The organism is Leisingera sp. S232, from assembly GCF_049800895.1.
GTDB lineage: Bacteria > Pseudomonadota > Alphaproteobacteria > Rhodobacterales > Rhodobacteraceae > Leisingera.
This window is the reverse complement of the sequence record NZ_JBNAFX010000003.1, coordinates 140,906-156,476: the sequence shown is the minus strand read 5'-3', so window position 1 is coordinate 156,476 and position 15,571 is coordinate 140,906. Positions and strand designations below refer to the sequence as shown.

Annotated in this window: 12 protein-coding genes; 4 read left to right on the top strand and 8 right to left on the bottom strand. The window is 58.8% G+C overall.

Annotation, left to right across the window (positions count from 1 at the left end):
• Position 1: 1 nt before the first annotated feature.
• Positions 2-784: a class II glutamine amidotransferase gene (locus ACP151_RS03600; RefSeq protein WP_424977488.1), complete on the bottom strand. Its 783-nt coding sequence runs from the start codon at positions 782-784 to the stop codon at positions 2-4.
• Between the two features lie 246 nt (positions 785-1,030).
• Here ACP151_RS03600 and ACP151_RS03595 point away from each other — a divergent pair, with 246 nt between their 5' ends.
• Positions 1,031-1,366, top strand: coding sequence for a DMT family transporter (locus ACP151_RS03595; RefSeq protein WP_424977487.1), 336 nt, complete (start codon positions 1,031-1,033; stop codon positions 1,364-1,366).
• 93 nt (positions 1,367-1,459) lie between these two features.
• On the top strand, positions 1,460-3,280 hold the full coding sequence (gene typA, locus ACP151_RS03590) for a translational GTPase TypA (protein WP_424977486.1): 1,821 nt from the start codon (positions 1,460-1,462) through the stop codon (positions 3,278-3,280).
• Positions 3,281-3,369: 89 nt separating this feature from the next.
• On the opposite strand, the gene ACP151_RS03585 is transcribed toward typA, so the two are convergent.
• The 4 genes from ACP151_RS03585 to recA form a co-directional block, all read right to left on the bottom strand.
• On the bottom strand, positions 3,370-3,732 hold the full coding sequence (locus tag ACP151_RS03585; RefSeq protein WP_424977484.1) for a hypothetical protein: 363 nt from the start codon (positions 3,730-3,732) through the stop codon (positions 3,370-3,372).
• Between the two features lie 208 nt (positions 3,733-3,940).
• The gene (locus ACP151_RS03580; RefSeq protein ID WP_424977483.1) at positions 3,941-4,228 is read right to left on the bottom strand and encodes a DUF1330 domain-containing protein; all 288 of its coding nucleotides are present in this window, start codon (positions 4,226-4,228) and stop codon (positions 3,941-3,943) included.
• A gap of 165 nt (positions 4,229-4,393) precedes the next feature.
• A complete protein-coding gene (gene alaS / locus ACP151_RS03575) occupies positions 4,394-7,042 on the bottom strand; it encodes an alanine--tRNA ligase (RefSeq protein ID WP_424977482.1) in 2,649 nt (882 codons plus the stop codon).
• A 157-nt stretch (positions 7,043-7,199) separates the two neighbouring features.
• Positions 7,200-8,267, bottom strand: coding sequence for a recombinase RecA (gene recA, locus ACP151_RS03570; protein ID WP_424977481.1), 1,068 nt, complete (start codon positions 8,265-8,267; stop codon positions 7,200-7,202).
• A gap of 192 nt (positions 8,268-8,459) precedes the next feature.
• Between recA and ACP151_RS03565 the strand changes: the two genes are divergently transcribed.
• Positions 8,460-9,059 (top strand): gamma-glutamyl kinase, encoded by a 600-nt coding sequence (locus tag ACP151_RS03565; protein ID WP_424977599.1) that lies wholly within the window; start codon positions 8,460-8,462, stop codon positions 9,057-9,059.
• 30 nt (positions 9,060-9,089) lie between these two features.
• Here ACP151_RS03565 and ACP151_RS03560 read toward each other — a convergent pair whose 3' ends face one another.
• From ACP151_RS03560 to guaB, 3 genes are all read right to left on the bottom strand, one after another.
• Positions 9,090-11,405, bottom strand: coding sequence for an ATP-binding protein (locus ACP151_RS03560; RefSeq protein ID WP_424977480.1), 2,316 nt, complete (start codon positions 11,403-11,405; stop codon positions 9,090-9,092).
• Between the two features lie 91 nt (positions 11,406-11,496).
• Entirely contained in the window at positions 11,497-12,672 is a 1,176-nt protein-coding gene (locus ACP151_RS03555) for an RsmB/NOP family class I SAM-dependent RNA methyltransferase (protein ID WP_424977479.1), read from the bottom strand.
• Between the two features lie 36 nt (positions 12,673-12,708).
• Positions 12,709-14,157: an IMP dehydrogenase gene (gene guaB / locus ACP151_RS03550; protein WP_424977478.1), complete on the bottom strand. Its 1,449-nt coding sequence runs from the start codon at positions 14,155-14,157 to the stop codon at positions 12,709-12,711.
• A gap of 186 nt (positions 14,158-14,343) precedes the next feature.
• Between guaB and ACP151_RS03545 the strand changes: the two genes are divergently transcribed.
• Positions 14,344-15,510 (top strand): CaiB/BaiF CoA transferase family protein, encoded by a 1,167-nt coding sequence (locus ACP151_RS03545; protein WP_424977598.1) that lies wholly within the window; start codon positions 14,344-14,346, stop codon positions 15,508-15,510.
• Positions 15,511-15,571: the final 61 nt, after the last annotated feature.

The window sequence follows — 15,571 nt, the reverse complement described above, 5'->3', positions numbered from 1 at the left end:
TCTACGGCAGCTCAGGGCAGAAGGATTGGGTTTCCGCCCGATCCTTGGTCAAAGTCAAAAATTCGCCCGGCTTCAGCTCATTCCAGGCGTGGCCGCGCTGTTCCAGCGGCTCTGACACCACCGCCCAGCCAGTCATGCATTCGCTCCAGCGAAAATAGACAGTCGGTGCGATCCTGTCAGAAGAGTAGCGTGCGGCAAACAGCCGTTCGCCATCCGACATCGCCACAGACAGCCGCATATGCGGTGTCGTTCCACGGACATGGGACAAGGCCTCCATCCGCGCCACGGCTCGTTCCAAGGCGGCTTTGGGATCTGCATCCAAACCTTCAGACAAGGCGAGCAGAAACAGAACCTCGCTGTCGGTGGCGCCGCGGCGGAACTCATACAGTTCATCCGGAATGCACATATCGGCGTGGCGGCGAAAATTCTCAAACCCGCCGACTTGCCCATTATGCATAAAGCTCCACCGCCCCGCGGTAAAAGGATGACAGTTATTGCGGCTGATGGCAGAGCCCGTCGAAGCACGAACATGGGCCAGGAACAAACCGGATTGAACCTGATTGGCCACCGCACGCAGATTACAGTCCGACCAGGCCGGATAGACATCCCGGTACAGTCCCGGCTGATCCCGGTGCCCATACCAGGCAACGCCAAATCCGTCGCCATTTGTGACTGTCTTGGCTTCCGCCGCCTGCTGGCTTTGCACAATCAACGAATGCTCCGGCTTGGAAATGATATCCTCCAAAAAGATATCGGTTCCAGTATAGGCGGCCCATCGGCACATAATAGCGGCTCCCTTTGCGCACCAAGCTGCAAAAGAAATCCTCGGCAGCAACAAAAATATGGAACAGATTCCTAAAAAATGGAAAAACATAGTCCATCGCATCTGCGCACAGGCACGTGTTCATATGATGCAGTCTGCAGAAACAGACCAGCCCATGACGCTGCGGGACTTTCTCGCAGCACCAAGATCAGATAGGCGGAAAGAACGGCCCCACGGTCAAGCGCAGCACGGATGAGGGAGGCACAGATGCCCGTTCACTACTTCTATCTGATCCTTGCGGTGGCTGCAGAGACCATCGGCACCACAGCCTTGCAAGCCAGCCAGCAATTCAGCAAGCTGGGACCGTCCCTGATCGTGCTGGTCGCCTACGCCTTCTCCTTCTATATGATGGGACTGACGCTGAAATTCATGCCGGTCGGCATCGTCTATGCGATCTGGTCAGGTCTTGGCATCCTGATGATTGCGGTGATTGCCTTCTTTGTGTTCGGGCAAAAACTGGACCTCCCTGCCGTCATTGGCATGGCATTGATCATGTCCGGGATCATCATAATCCACCTGTTTTCTAAAAGCTCAGGCCACTGATCCGCATTTGCAGGGCATCGGGGCGGTTTTCCTCTGGCCTTTGCGCGGGGTTCGGGCTATGCGCGGCGCAACTTCCTTACAAAGGCGAACGTCATGGACTTGCGCAACATTGCGATCATTGCTCACGTTGACCACGGCAAAACTACCCTGGTCGACGAGCTGCTGAAACAATCCGGCGCCTTCCGCGAAAACCAGGCTGTGGCGGAACGCGCCATGGACAGCAACGATCTGGAACGCGAGCGCGGCATCACCATTTTTGCCAAGCCGACTTCGGTCGAGTGGAACGGCACCCGGATCAACATCGTCGACACCCCCGGCCACGCCGACTTTGGCGGCGAAGTGGAACGGATCCTGTCGATGGTTGACGGTGTCGTTCTGCTGGTGGACGCGGCCGAAGGCCCGATGCCGCAGACCAAATTCGTGACCTCCAAGGCGCTGGCCCTGGGCCTGCGTCCGATCGTGGTGCTGAACAAGGTCGACAAGCCCGACGCCGAGCCGGACCGCGCGCTGGACGAATGCTTTGACCTCTTTGCTTCGCTGGACGCCAACGAAGATCAGCTGGATTTCCCGCATATGTATGCCTCTGGCCGTAATGGCTGGGCCGACAATGAGCTGGACGGCCCCCGCAAGGATCTTCAGGCGCTGTTCAACCTGATTGTGAACCACGTTCCCGAGCCCAAGCAGGTCAAGAAGCAGGACGACGATTTCCGCATGCTGGCCACCACTCTGGGCAGCGACCCCTTTGTGGGCCGTCTGCTGACCGGCCGCGTTGAGACCGGCACCCTGAAGGTCGGCGCAACGGTTCAGGCGCTGACGCGCATCGGCCAAAAGATCGAACAGTTCCGGGTAACCCGCATCCAGGCATTCCGCGGCCTGGCCCAGCAGGACATCGAAGAAGCACAGGCAGGCGACATTGTCTCCATCGCCGGCATGTCCAAGGCAACCGTGGCCGACACCATCTGCGCCCTGGCCGTAGATGAGCCGCTGGATGCGCAGCCGATCGACCCGCCGACCATCACCGTGACCTTTGGCATCAACGACAGCCCGCTTGCTGGCCGCGATGGCAAAAAAGTCCAGTCCCGTGTGATCCGCGACCGTCTGATGAAAGAAGCAGAATCCAACGTCGCGATCAAAATTGCAGATACCCCCGGCGGAGAGGCCTTTGAGGTGTCCGGGCGTGGCGAATTGCAGATGGGCGTTCTGATCGAAAACATGCGCCGCGAAGGGTTCGAGCTGTCGATCTCCCGCCCGCAGGTGATCATGAAAGAAGTCGACGGTGTCCGCATGGAACCGATCGAAGAAGCCACCATCGACGTGGATGACGAATACTCTGGCGCGGTGATTGAAAAGCTGACCGGCGCACGCAAGGGTGACCTGGTCGAGATGAAGCAGGCAGGTGCCGGCAAGACCCGCATCATTGCACATGTGCCCTCGCGCGGGCTGATCGGTTATCACGGTGAATTCCTCACCGATACCCGCGGCACCGGCGTTCTGAACCGCGTGTTCCATGGCTGGGCGCCGCACAAAGGCGCAATCCCGGGCCGCCGCGCAGGTGTGCTGATCTCGATGGAGAACGGCACGTCGGTTGCGTTTGCCCTGTGGAACCTCGAAGATCGCGGCAAAATGATGATCGGTGCTCAGGCTGACGTCTACACCGGTATGATCATCGGTGAGCATTCTCGCGAGAACGACCTGGAAGTGAACCCGCTGAAAGGCAAGAAGCTGACCAACGTGCGCGCGTCGGGCACCGACGACGCGGTGCGTCTGACGACCCCGGTGACACTGTCGCTGGAAGAATCGATTGCCTATATCAACGACGACGAACTGGTGGAAGTGACACCGAACAACGTGCGCCTGCGCAAACGCTATCTGGATCCGCATGAGCGCAAGCGGATGGCCCGCGAAAACGGTTGAATTAGCCACCGCCGATCAAATTCAAATCTGACAAAAGGACCTCTGCGGAGGTCCTTTTCTTTTTTAAGTGGTGGATAGCGGGAAGAGGCTTAAAGCTTGAGATCAACTATCGACTGGGTTGGATCAACACCTGCTTCCTCAAGCCCAGCTTTGAGCTGTTCCTGGTACTCTTCTTCGGCCAATGCCGCTTCTTCCAATTCTTCCAGCAGCGCGGCAAGTATATCTGCCGCCGAAGTGTTCACGGATCCTGCTGCTCCGCCTGCACCTTGCCCACCGCCGCTGTCACCGACACGGCCTCCGGGACCTCCGTCGAGGCCACGCTCTGCGCCTCCGCTTGCCCCGGTCGTCTGGCCAGGACTTGCGCCTGCAGGACCCGTGGCTTGCCCGGCAGTGATTGTTTGGAGAGGCGTTGGCATCAACTGAGCGCCGATACCGCTGATAGGGGTGATCATGTCTAAACTCCTAGTTGCAAGCAGCCTTGTGACTGCATTGAGCAACTTAGAAGTGAAATCTGATCAGCCCCTTAATTCAACAAGGCGAAAAAATTTGATTTTTCGGCAGAAAACCAAAAAAGTTCCGACGGAAATCACCAGCATTTACGTTGCCGCAGAAAGTCGGCACCCTCAACCTATAGGTGATTATCTGGAGCCACCTGATTTCCTATTCCTCAGTTTCAACAACCATCAGTTCACGCTCTGATGCCCCTCGCGCATGATCCAATGCCTCTTGATATTCGGGGCTGTGATAGCAGGCGACGGCAGCTTCCAGGCTAGGGAACCTGGCCACCACATTGCGTGGACGTTCTTTGCCTTCCAACTGCACATAACGGCCGCCACGGGCGATGAACTCGCCGCCAGCCTTGGCGACAGCCGGACCTGCCAGCTTGGCATATTTGCCATAGGCCTCCTCATCTGTGACGGTGACATGTGCAATCCAAAGTGCGGGCATTGGGGATCCTCCGGTCATCTGCCTTGGGTTTTGCCTCAGCATAGGGAAATGCTCTCCCGCGTCGATCCATTTTTTTGACCACATGGTCCAACCACATAAAAACGCCCGCAGTTATTCAAAACCGCGGGCGTCTGCAAAACTATGATGTGAGCCATCAGGCCCTGCTTATCCGGCCAACAAGGCTTCAGCTGCGTCGATTGCCTCTTGTGCGCCGGCAAAATCCTTGCCGCCTCCCTGAGCCATATCAGGACGGCCACCGCCGCCCTTGCCGCCCACCGCAGGCACTGCAGCCTTCAGAATGTCGACAGCAGAAATCACGCCGGTAAGATCATCGGTGACGCCTGCAGCCACGGCCACCTTTCCGTCATCCTCGGCAATCAGAAGAACCACGCCAGAACCGATGTTCTGTTTGTGCGCATCAATGAGACCACGCAAATCCTTGCCCGAAACGCCCTGAAGCGCCTGAGCCAGGAATTTCCGGCCATTCACCTCTTTTGCTTCAGCGCCGCCGCCGGAGCCACCCATGGCAACCTGCTGCTTGAGATTTGAAATCTCATTCTGCAGCGACTTGCGCTCATCCATCATCGCTTTCAGGCGGTCCATGACTTCGGAAGGCTGCGCTTTCAGCACCGCTGCGATCTCAGCCATACGGCCCGCTTCACGTTCCAGATATTCGAAAGCAGCCGCTCCGGTCAAAGCTTCGATCCGGCGCACACCAGCCGATGAGGCGCTGTCACCCAGGATGACAAAGGTGCCAATGTCACCGGTCTGCTTGACGTGGGTACCGCCGCACAGTTCAATCGAATAGGTTTCGCCGTCGTGGCCCTTGCCGGTGGTTGCCCGACCCATGGAAACCACACGGACCTCATCACCATATTTTTCGCCAAACAGCGCCTGCGCACCCAAATCACGGGCGTCATCCGGAGTCATGATCCGCGTGGATACTGCTGTGTTTTGGCGAATGAAATCATTAACTTCTTTGCCAACCTTCGTCAGCTCGTCAGAGCTCATCGCCTTGTTGTGGCTGAAGTCAAAGCGCAGACGGTCGTCTGCGTTCAACGAACCCTTCTGGGCCACATGCTCACCCAGCGCATTGCGCAGCGCTTCGTGCAGCAAGTGGGTTGCCGAATGGTTGGCCCGGATCTGGCTGCGGCGGTCATGGTCCACTTCCATCGCCGCACCCAGGCCAACGGCAAGCTCGCCCTCAGTCACTTCGGCGATGTGCAGGAACAGTCCTTCCACTTTCTTGGTGTCCGTCACACGCGCAGCACCGCCTTCCACGGTCAGCACACCGCTGTCACCCACCTGACCGCCGCTTTCGCCATAGAACGGTGTCTGGTTCAGGATGATCTGAACGATCTCCCCCTTGGCAGCGGATTGCACCTGCGCGCCATCCTTGACGATGGCCGCGATCTGGCCCTCTGCTTTTTCTGTTTCATACCCCAGGAATTCTGTCGGACCGGCTGCATCCAGAATGTCAAAGTAGACTTTCACATCCGCGGCTTCACCCAGGCCAATCCCACCTGCGCGGGACTTTTCCTTTTGCTCTTTCATCGCCGCGTCGAAACCATCGGTGTCGACGTCGATTTCCTTGGTGCGCAGGGCATCCTGCGTCAGATCGAGCGGGAACCCATAAGTGTCATAAAGTTTGAATGCGGTCTCACCCGGCAGCACGTCTCCCTTGCTCAGATCGGCAGAGGCGTCATCCAGCAGCTTCAGACCCCGGTCCAAAGTCTTGAGGAAACGGGTTTCCTCCTGCTCAAAGGTCTCTTCGATCAGCGCCTGGCCCTGGCCAAGCTCCGGATAGGCAGCACCCATTTTCTGGACCAGCGACGGCACAAGCTTGTGCATGACCGGATCCTTGGCGCCCAGCAGCGAGGCATGGCGCATCGCACGGCGCATGATGCGGCGCAGCACATAGCCGCGGCCCTCATTCGACGGCAGCACGCCTTCCGCAACCAGGAAACAGCAGGACCGCAGATGGTCGGCGATCACCCGGTGATGCACGTTCTGCTCGCCGAACGGATCGGTATTCGTGACATCTGCTGAGGCTTCGATCAGCGATTTGAAAAGATCGGTTTCATAGTTGTCATGGGTGCCCTGCAGCAACGCCGCAATTCGCTCCAGCCCCATGCCGGTGTCGATCGACTGCATTTCCAGATCGACCATCGAACCATCCGCGAACTTCTCATTCTGCATGAAAACGAGGTTCCAGATTTCGATAAAGCGGTCGCCATCTTCCTCGGGCGAACCCGGAGGGCCGCCCCAGATGTGGTCGCCATGGTCATAGAAGATTTCGGTGCAGGGGCCGCAGGGGCCAGTGTCGCCCATCTGCCAGAAATTGTCAGAGGTGGCGATACGGATGATCCGGTCTTCCGGCACCCCCATCTTCTTCCAGAATTCAAAGGCTTCGTCGTCGGTGTGATAGACGGTGGTGTACAGCCGGTCCTTCGGAATATCAAATTCCTTGGTGATCAGCTCCCAGGCAAAGGGGATCGCCTCATGCTTGAAGTAATCGCCAAAGGAGAAGTTCCCCAGCATCTCGAAGAACGTGTGGTGGCGTGCGGTATAGCCCACATTGTCGAGGTCGTTGTGCTTGCCGCCGGCGCGGACGCATTTCTGCGAGGAGGTCGCGCGTTTGTAGTCGCGGGTCTCTACGCCGGTGAAACAGTTCTTGAACTGAACCATCCCTGAGTTGGTGAACATCAGGGTTGGATCGTTGCGGGGCACCAGCGGGCTGGAGTCCACAACTTGGTGACCCTGTTTGTCAAAGTAATTCAGGAAGGTAGAGCGGATATCGTTGAGCGACGGCATGTGCGGGATCTCTTACGGGCTTTTTCTAAGCGTTCCGGGCAGGTTTACCGGTCAGCCGGGGTGCTGTCCACAGCGGGAAACGGCATGGCCGCAGTAAAAAGGACGCAGCCTGCGCCGCGCCCTCCATTTTCAACGATATTATCAGATTTCCCGGCGCTCAAGCCTCCAGGATATCGTCCGCATCACCTGCATCCGGGCGGTCGAACTCCAGCCCGTGCGCAGCGCGGATCTTGTCCTCTATGTCATAGGCAATCGCCGCATTGTCGCGCAGGAATGTCTTGGCGTTTTCACGCCCCTGCCCGATCCGCTCATCCCCATAGGAGAACCAGGCTCCGGACTTGTTGACGACACCGGCTGCAACGCCGAGATCCAGCAATTCGCCCATCTTGGAAATGCCTTCGCCGTACATGATGTCGAATTCCACCTGTTTGAAGGGCGGCGCCACCTTATTCTTCACCACTTTCACGCGGGTCGAGTTGCCAACAACCTCGTCCCGGTCCTTGATCGCGCCGATGCGGCGGATGTCCAGACGAACCGAAGAATAGAACTTCAACGCGTTGCCGCCGGTGGTGGTTTCCGGGGAGCCGAACATCACGCCGATTTTCATGCGGATCTGGTTGATAAAGATCACCATGCATTTGGAGCGGCTGATCGAACCGGTCAGCTTGCGCATTGCCTGGCTCATCAGGCGGGCCTGCACGCCAACGTTGCTGTCACCCATGTCGCCCTCAAGCTCGGACTTCGGCGTCAGCGCCGCCACCGAGTCGACGACGACCATATTGACCGCGCCCGACCGCACCAGCGTATCTGTGATTTCCAGTGCCTGTTCGCCAGTGTCCGGCTGCGAAATGAGCAGCTCATCCAGATCAACGCCCAGCTTGGCCGCATACTGCGGGTCCAGCGCGTGTTCCGCATCGACAAAGGCGCAGACACCGCCTTTTTTCTGCTGTTCCGCAATACAATGCAGCGTCAGCGTGGTCTTGCCCGAGCTTTCGGGGCCGTAAATTTCGACGATCCGCCCCATCGGCAGACCACCAATCCCCAAGGCAATGTCCAGACCCAAGGAACCGGTCGAGCTTGCCTCGATCTCCTGCAGGGCCGTCCCATCGCCAAGCTTCATGATCGAGCCTTTGCCGAACTGCCGCTCAATCTGTGCAAGCGCGCTATCCAGCGCCTTTTGCTTGTCACCGCTTACTTTATTTTTCATGGTCAAAAGATCCGCCATAGTCCCTTGTCCTTTTCTATGTGTCACACACCGGGGCGCGCGGCAATCACTGCTTTGTTCACCTCTTGTTCCTTATGAGATCAAAAAGAGAACATTGCAACGGATTTCTGGTGTACCCACTTCAAGATCGAGATGTTAAAGATTGGTTTATGGTTAATCGGCAACAAGATTATTTACCGGGCAGTTAACGAAATGATGATATTTTTCAAAGAACGGCTGGCACTACTCTCCGTACCCAAGACCGGCACCACCGCCTTTCAGGCGGCGCTGCGAAACCGCGCTGATCTGGTGATCTCGGATCCTCCGGAACTGAAACATGCGCCGCTCTACCGGTACAACCGCTGGATCCGACCGATGTTCGAGAAAGTGTGCGGCGCTGAGCTGGAAGTGGCCGCAGTCATGCGCGAACCCGTCAGCTGGCTGGGAAGCTGGTATCGGTACCGTCAGCGCCCGGCCCTGGACGGCAATCCCAATTCGACCAAGGGAGTCAGTTTTGATGACTTCCTGCATGCATATTGCAAGGGAAAGCCGCCAGCCTTTGCCAATGTCGGCAGTCAGGCGAAGTTTCTGGAAACCCAGCCTAACGGCTGTAAAGTCAACCACCTGTACCGCTACGAGGACCAAGAGGCTTTGAAAAAGTTTCTCGAACAGCGCCTGAATCAGGAAATACACTTGGACCGCAGAAATGTCAGCCCGACGGCAGAGCTGACACTGGGTGCCGACACCAAGGCAATTCTGCATCGCAAGCGGCCGGCCGAATTTGAACTGTATGAAACCATACCAGCCAGATGAAAACGCTGCCGTAACCGGCGGCTTTTTCGTTCAATGAAGCTGGGCGTGCACCGTCTCCGTGAGCTGGTTGAGCGAAAAGGGCTTGGGCAGAAACACTGAATTCGGCACATCCGGCTCCGACTCGCCAAAGGCCCCCTCGGCGTAACCCGAAACGAACACCACGCGAGTGTCTGGTCGCTCCTTCAACGCCTCGCGCACCCAGCTGGGACCGTCCATGCCCGGCATCACCACATCTGTCACAAACACATCCACGATCAGCCCCGGATCCTCAAGCGTGCGCAGCGCATCCTCAGCCGACTCGGCCTCCAGCACCGTGTATCCGCGCATCCTGAGCGCGCGGGACGCAAAAGCCCGTACAGGCGCCTCATCTTCGACCAGCAGCACCACACCTTCGCCATGCTGCGCCGCCGCGGCCTTGTCGGCGGTTGCTTCCGGCTTTTCGGAAGTCAGCTGTTCGGCCTGCTGCTTGTAAACCGGGAAGAACAAAGTGAACTGGGTGCCATGGCCTTTTACGGAGTCGACGAAAATATACCCGCCAGTCTGCTTGATGATACCGTAGGCAGTGGACAGGCCCAGACCGGTCCCCTCCCCCGTACGCTTGGTGGTGTAAAACGGTTCAAAAACTTTTTGCAGTTTGTCGGGTGAAATGCCGATACCCTCGTCGGACACTTTCACCGTCACCCAATCCCCGGCAGGCACAGTGGCCCGGTTCCGTTCCAACGGCTTGTTCAGCGAGACGACCTCTGTTTCGACCCGGATTTGCCCGCCCTGAGGCATCGCATCGCGGGCATTCACCACCAGGTTCATCAGCACCTGTTCCAGCTGCCGCTTGTCGGCACGGATCGCCTTCATCACCGGGTCATGGCTGAGCGTCAGCGTCACTTTCTCACCGACCAGACGGTTCAGAAGATGGGTTAGATCGGACAGCGTATCCCGCACATCCAGTGTTTCCGGCTGCAGTGTCTGCTTGCGCGAGAACGCCAGCAGTTGGCTCACCAGTGAGGCGGCCCGGTTGGCGTTTTCATGGATCTGGATCAGATCGCCATAATCCTGATCTCCCTGATCATGGCGCAACAGCAACAGATCGCAGTGGCCTGAAATCGCCGTCAAAAGGTTGTTAAAGTCATGTGCAACACCCCCTGCCAGCTGGCCGATTGCCTGCATCTTCTGGCTTTGAACAAATTGCGCCTCCAGTGTTTTCAGTTCCGTGGCATCATTCAAAACAGCAATCAACAGAGGCGTCCCGTCCTCCACCACGCGGGTGAGCGTGACCTGGACAAACACTTCCTTGTCAGAGCGCGACAGCCGCAAAAATTCTGATTTGTTCGGCGCCAGCCCATCGGCAGTGTCATGCAGCCAATCGGACATCGGGCGGCCAAGGCCTTCCATCAGCTGCCCAAGCTTCAGATTGGCACAGTTATCAACCCCCAGCAGACGCAAGGCCATTCGGTTGCTGCTCAGGATCTCACCGGTCGGTGCCACTTTGAGAAACGGCACCGGCAGCGCCTCAAGCCCGGCCTGAGCGGAATCAAAGCTGCTCTCATCCACTTCCATCAGAAACAGCTCACTGCGGCCCTGGGTCCGGTTCTGTTCACTGACCAAGACCTGAACGGGGCCTTTCTTTGTGCTGAGCGTGTTCACCTGCCCCGGCAGAACCGGTAGAGCCGGGAACAGCCGGTCTGTGGACTTCACCCGTTCCCCGATCAGTGCGCGAGCGGCCTCATTCATGAACAAAACAGCACCGGTGCGACCAACTGTGATCATTGGAACTGGAATAGAATCCGCGCTGCGGCCATTGCCGCCACGGTCTTGGATGTCCTCCACGCGCCACAGAAAACTGCCGCCGTTCATCTGGTGAACCGCCAACCGGACATGACCGCGCCGGGTGACAATGTCCTCGCGCGCGGCGCCATCCACCCGGGCCTTGCTTTGCAACCGGTAAAGCACCGCCGACGGGTTCGCCAATACGGAGCGCAAAGTTCCCGCCAGCGTGTCACGGCTGGCATCCTGGAAACGCTTGACCGCAGCCCCGTTGCAGGCATGGATCATCCCGTCGCTGTCGGCAACAAAACTGGGGGTGGCATCCTTTTCGATGAAACCGGTCAGCAGCTCAGCTGCCATGGAACGCGCATTCAGGCGCATCCGGGTTTGCACCGCCATCATGACCGCAACCGCTGCCAGCGTCAGCCCCACCATGACAAATCCGCGGCCGATCCACTCTGGCAGCGGCAGCAACCACGGTCCCGCGATCAGCATTACTGCCAGCAAAAGTGTCGCTGCCATCCTGGCGTGCTCAGGGGTGTCAACGCGCAATTCAGGGACGGAGGTTTCTTGGCGACCGGACATTACCGCTCCATGGTCAGTAGACAATGCCGCCATAACGCAGCGGTTTTGGTTAAAACCACGTTAAGAAACACATAGGCTTTCCGCCTGAACCCTAACAATCCGCTTTCACGCGCGTCAATAAGGCAACAAAGAATCCATCGGTGCCGTCCTGCACTTGCCAGCGCATTTGGTCCAACACCTTCCAATCCGGGTTTTCATCCGTAAACCGCTGGACCTGCTCACAGTTTTCGACATCCAGCATGGAACAGGTTGCATAGGCCAGCACCCCATCATCTGCGGTCAGTGTTGCAGCTTCACCCAGGATTTCCCCCTGAATCTCCTGCAAGTTGGCCAGTCCTTCTGCGTTCAGGCGCCATTTACCTTCTGGCGCCCGCCGCCAGGAACCCGACCCAGAACAGGGCACATCGCACAGAACCAGATCAAACGGCCCTTTTCGCGCCAGATCTTCGGTTGGCAGGAGAACCACCTCTGCCCTGGCACGTGTTGCGCGCTCTGGCAGGTCCTTCATCCGCCGCGGGTCCGCGTCATGTGCGAAACTGCTGATTTTGGCCCGCGCCGCCATGGCAAGCGTCTTGCCGCCGCCGCCGGCGCAATAGTCCAGAACCCGCATGCCATCATTCAGCGGCAACCGCTCTGTTACAGCCTGGCTTGCCGCATCCTGAAGCTCGACCAGCCCATCCAGATAGGGTTTCGCATTGCGCAGCTTCCGCGCCCCTTCGGTGACTTCCAAAGCAGTCGGCGCCGCCGAATGAAGCTTCGTTTCTATGCCTTCAGCTGCCAAAGCTTTCTGTGCATTTTCAATAGTTCCCCGCGCTGTATTCACCCGCAAGTGCACAGGCGCTCGGCTGCGCAGCGCCTTCGCGGCGGCTTCGCTGTTTTCCCCCAGACTGGCGCTGAACTGCGGCCAGAGCCAGTCCGGAATATCCACCGCTTCTGCCCCAAAAGGTACAGCCGGAAGCGCCTGCTCGGCTTCTGTCAGCGGTGCCGGTGCATAGCCCTGTCCGGTAAAAAATTCGTCCGGGTCCAGCCCAGCCTCGCGCAGGGCACCAAGGATCAGCCCCCGGCCACTGCGAGATCCACCAAGGGCTGCATGGGATCTAAGGCAGCGCACTGCCTCGAATACGTGGTCGCGCACCGCCGCGCGGTCCTTGGACCCGGCAAAGCGGCTGCGGCGCCCCCAAGAGGTCAGCGCCTTTTCGGCAGGTTCCCCAGCCAGCACCTGATCAAGGATTTCGATGGCCGCCTGCAGGCGGGCGGCGGGGGTCATGCCCCTGCCCCGGTTTCACAGACAGCCATCATAACCTCAGCCCGCCCGGTAGTTTGGTGCTTCGCGGGTGATCTGCACGTCATGCACGTGGCTTTCCTTCAGCCCGGCGCCGGTGATGCGAACAAAATTGCAGTTCTTGCGCATCTCATCGACCGTGGCACAGCCAGTGTAACCCATCGCTGCGCGCAGACCGCCCACCAATTGGTGGATCACAGCGCTTGCACCGCCTTTGTAGGGAACCTGGCCCTCGATGCCTTCGGGAACCAGCTTGTCGCTGGCCGCGTCCTTCTGGAAATACCGGTCAGCCGAGCCGCGCGCCATGGCGCCCATAGACCCCATGCCGCGGTAGGATTTGAACGAACGGCCCTGATACAGGATCACCTCGCCCGGAGACTCATCTGTGCCGGCAATCATCGACCCGACCATGGCGCAGGAGGCGCCTGCGGCAATCGCCTTGGCAAAATCGCCAGAGAATTTGATGCCGCCATCGGCAATAACCGGCGTGCTGCCCGCTGCTGCCGCACAGTCCATGATGGCAGTCAGCTGCGGAACGCCAACACCCGCGACCATACGAGTGGTGCAAATCGATCCCGGGCCGATGCCGACTTTCACGGCGTCTGCACCAGCGTCGATCAGCGCCTTGGTGGCTTCACCTGTTGCCACATTGCCGGCGATCACCTGAACCGTGCTGGACAATGCCTTCACGCGCTTCACCGCGTCGATCACACCGGCAGAGTGACCGTGTGCCGTATCCACGACAACGATGTCCACACCGGCGTCGATCAGCGCCTCGGAACGGGCAAAGCCGCTGTCACCAACAGAGCTGGCCGCGGCCACGCGCAGACGGCCCAGCTCATCCTTGCAGGCCGTGGGGTTCAGAACCGCCTGTTCGGTGTCTTTCAGCGTCAGCAAACCGGTCAGCTTGCCCTCGCCATCAGACACCAGCAGTTTTTCGATACGGCGGGCCTTCATCAGCGACTTGGCCTCTTCCAGATCGGCCGGCTCCTGCAGCATGGCCAGATTGTCAGACGTCATCATCACCGAAACGGGCGTGCTGTCATCGGAAGCAAAGCGCATGTCGCGGTTGGTGACGATGCCAACCACCCGGCCCGATCCGTCCACAACCGGGAAACCGGTAACGCGGTAGCGTTCCTGCAACGCCTTGGCATCTGCCAAAGTCTGGTCTGCGGTCAGCGTGATCGGGTTATAGACAATCCCGGAAACAAACCGCTTGACCCGGCGCACTTCGCGCGCCTGCTCTTCGACATTCAGGTTTTTGTGGATCACCCCCATGCCACCGGCCTGCGCCATTGCAATCGCCATGCGCGCCTCGGTCACCGTGTCCATGGCCGAGCTGAGCAGAGGGATGTTCAGCGACACTGTCCGGGTCACCCGGGTGCGTGTATCCGCCGTGTTGGGCAGAACGCTCGACGCGCCTGGCACCAGTAGAACATCATCAAAGGTGAGAGCCTCACGAATCTGCATTGGTCATCCTCATGCATAACCCCGTTTGGCGGTGACCCTATGGCACAGAACCTTGCAGGTGGAAAGAGCCCACAGGAAAGAATTCCTGCACCGCAGCAATTCTTTGGCGTGCGGCTGATCTGGGTCAATGCGCGCTGTGCTGACCCGGCTATTTGCAAAGCTGCAGAAGTGTTTCAGGAATTTGCCATGTCCGCCCCGCTGAAAGACATCACCATATTGGACCTGACCCATGTTCTGGCAGGACCTTACTGTTCGATGATCCTGTCAGACCTCGGCGCCCGGGTGATTAAGGTGGAACGGCCAGGAACCGGCGACGACACCCGAGCCTTCCCGCCTTTCAAACACGGCAGCAGCGCCTATTTCGCCACGATCAACCACGGCAAGAAAAGCATTGCGCTGGATCTGAAATCGCCTGAGGACCGGCGCCTCTTCGAGCGCCTGCTGGATCAGGCCGACGTCCTGTTGGAAAACTACCGGCCCGGCGTGATGCAGCGGTTGGGCTACGGCTGGGACGACCTGCATGCCCGTTATCCGCGCCTCATCTACGGCGCGGTCTCGGGCTTTGGCCACACCGGCCCCGACGCGCAACAGCCAGCCTATGACATGGTGGTCCAGGCACGCGGAGGCGTCATGTCGATCACTGGGGAAAAGAACCGTGAACCAGTGCGCGTAGGCGCATCGATCGGCGATATCGTTGCGGGAATGTTTCTTGGGCATGGCATTCTTTCGGCGCTTCTCGACGTGCAGAAAACAGGTCTCGGCCGCTTCGTCGACGTGGCTATGCTCGACAGTCAGCTGGCCCTGCTGGAACACGCCATTGCCATGACATCGGTTACCGGAAAACCGCCCTTGCCGTCCGGCGCACGGCATCCGTCGATCACCCCCTTTGAAACCTTTCACGCATCGGACGGGTTGTTCGTCATAGCCGCCGGAAACAATGCGCTGTTTGCCCGGCTCTGCGATGCCCTGCAGCTGCCGATCGCAGCGGACCCACGCTTTGCCACCAATCCGGCGCGCTGTGAAAACGCCCGCCTTCTTAAACGCCTGATCGAGGCCGTTACGCTGGATCACCCCAAGATCCACTGGATCGACCTGCTGGGCAAAGCCGGTGTTCCAACCGGACCGATCCAGACAGTTGACCAAGTGCTGCGCGATCCGCAGCTTCTGGCCCGCAACATGGTGGTCGATATTCTGAACAAAGATGGCCAGCCAGAGACCCTATCCGCAGGGAACCCGATCAAGATGAGCGGTTTGCCCGACCCGGATGTCCGCCGCCCCGCCCCACAGCTGGATGGAAACCGCGCAGAGATTCTGGCGTGGCTGGAGGAAGTTGCGCCCCTTTCGCACCTCTGACCGGAAAGCCTGCCCGAAAACAGCATTCCACAGTCATCTAATTTCAGCAAATGGCGCCAGC

Bases quoted from the DNA above. Each gene is read 5' to 3' on its own strand.
- ACP151_RS03600 (WP_424977488.1), bottom strand. From the start codon at position 784: ATGTGCCGATGGGCCGCCTATACTGGAACCGATATCTTTTTGGAGGAT.
- ACP151_RS03595 (WP_424977487.1), top strand. From the start codon at position 1,031: ATGCCCGTTCACTACTTCTATCTGATCCTTGCGGTGGCTGCAGAGACC.
- typA (WP_424977486.1), top strand. From the start codon at position 1,460: ATGGACTTGCGCAACATTGCGATCATTGCTCACGTTGACCACGGCAAA.
- ACP151_RS03585 (WP_424977484.1), bottom strand. From the start codon at position 3,732: ATGATCACCCCTATCAGCGGTATCGGCGCTCAGTTGATGCCAACGCCT.
- ACP151_RS03580 (WP_424977483.1), bottom strand. From the start codon at position 4,228: ATGCCCGCACTTTGGATTGCACATGTCACCGTCACAGATGAGGAGGCC.
- alaS (WP_424977482.1), bottom strand. From the start codon at position 7,042: ATGCCGTCGCTCAACGATATCCGCTCTACCTTCCTGAATTACTTTGAC.
- recA (WP_424977481.1), bottom strand. From the start codon at position 8,267: ATGGCGGATCTTTTGACCATGAAAAATAAAGTAAGCGGTGACAAGCAA.
- ACP151_RS03565 (WP_424977599.1), top strand. From the start codon at position 8,460: ATGATGATATTTTTCAAAGAACGGCTGGCACTACTCTCCGTACCCAAG.
- ACP151_RS03560 (WP_424977480.1), bottom strand. From the start codon at position 11,405: ATGTCCGGTCGCCAAGAAACCTCCGTCCCTGAATTGCGCGTTGACACC.
- ACP151_RS03555 (WP_424977479.1), bottom strand. From the start codon at position 12,672: ATGACCCCCGCCGCCCGCCTGCAGGCGGCCATCGAAATCCTTGATCAG.
- guaB (WP_424977478.1), bottom strand. From the start codon at position 14,157: ATGCAGATTCGTGAGGCTCTCACCTTTGATGATGTTCTACTGGTGCCA.
- ACP151_RS03545 (WP_424977598.1), top strand. From the start codon at position 14,344: ATGTCCGCCCCGCTGAAAGACATCACCATATTGGACCTGACCCATGTT.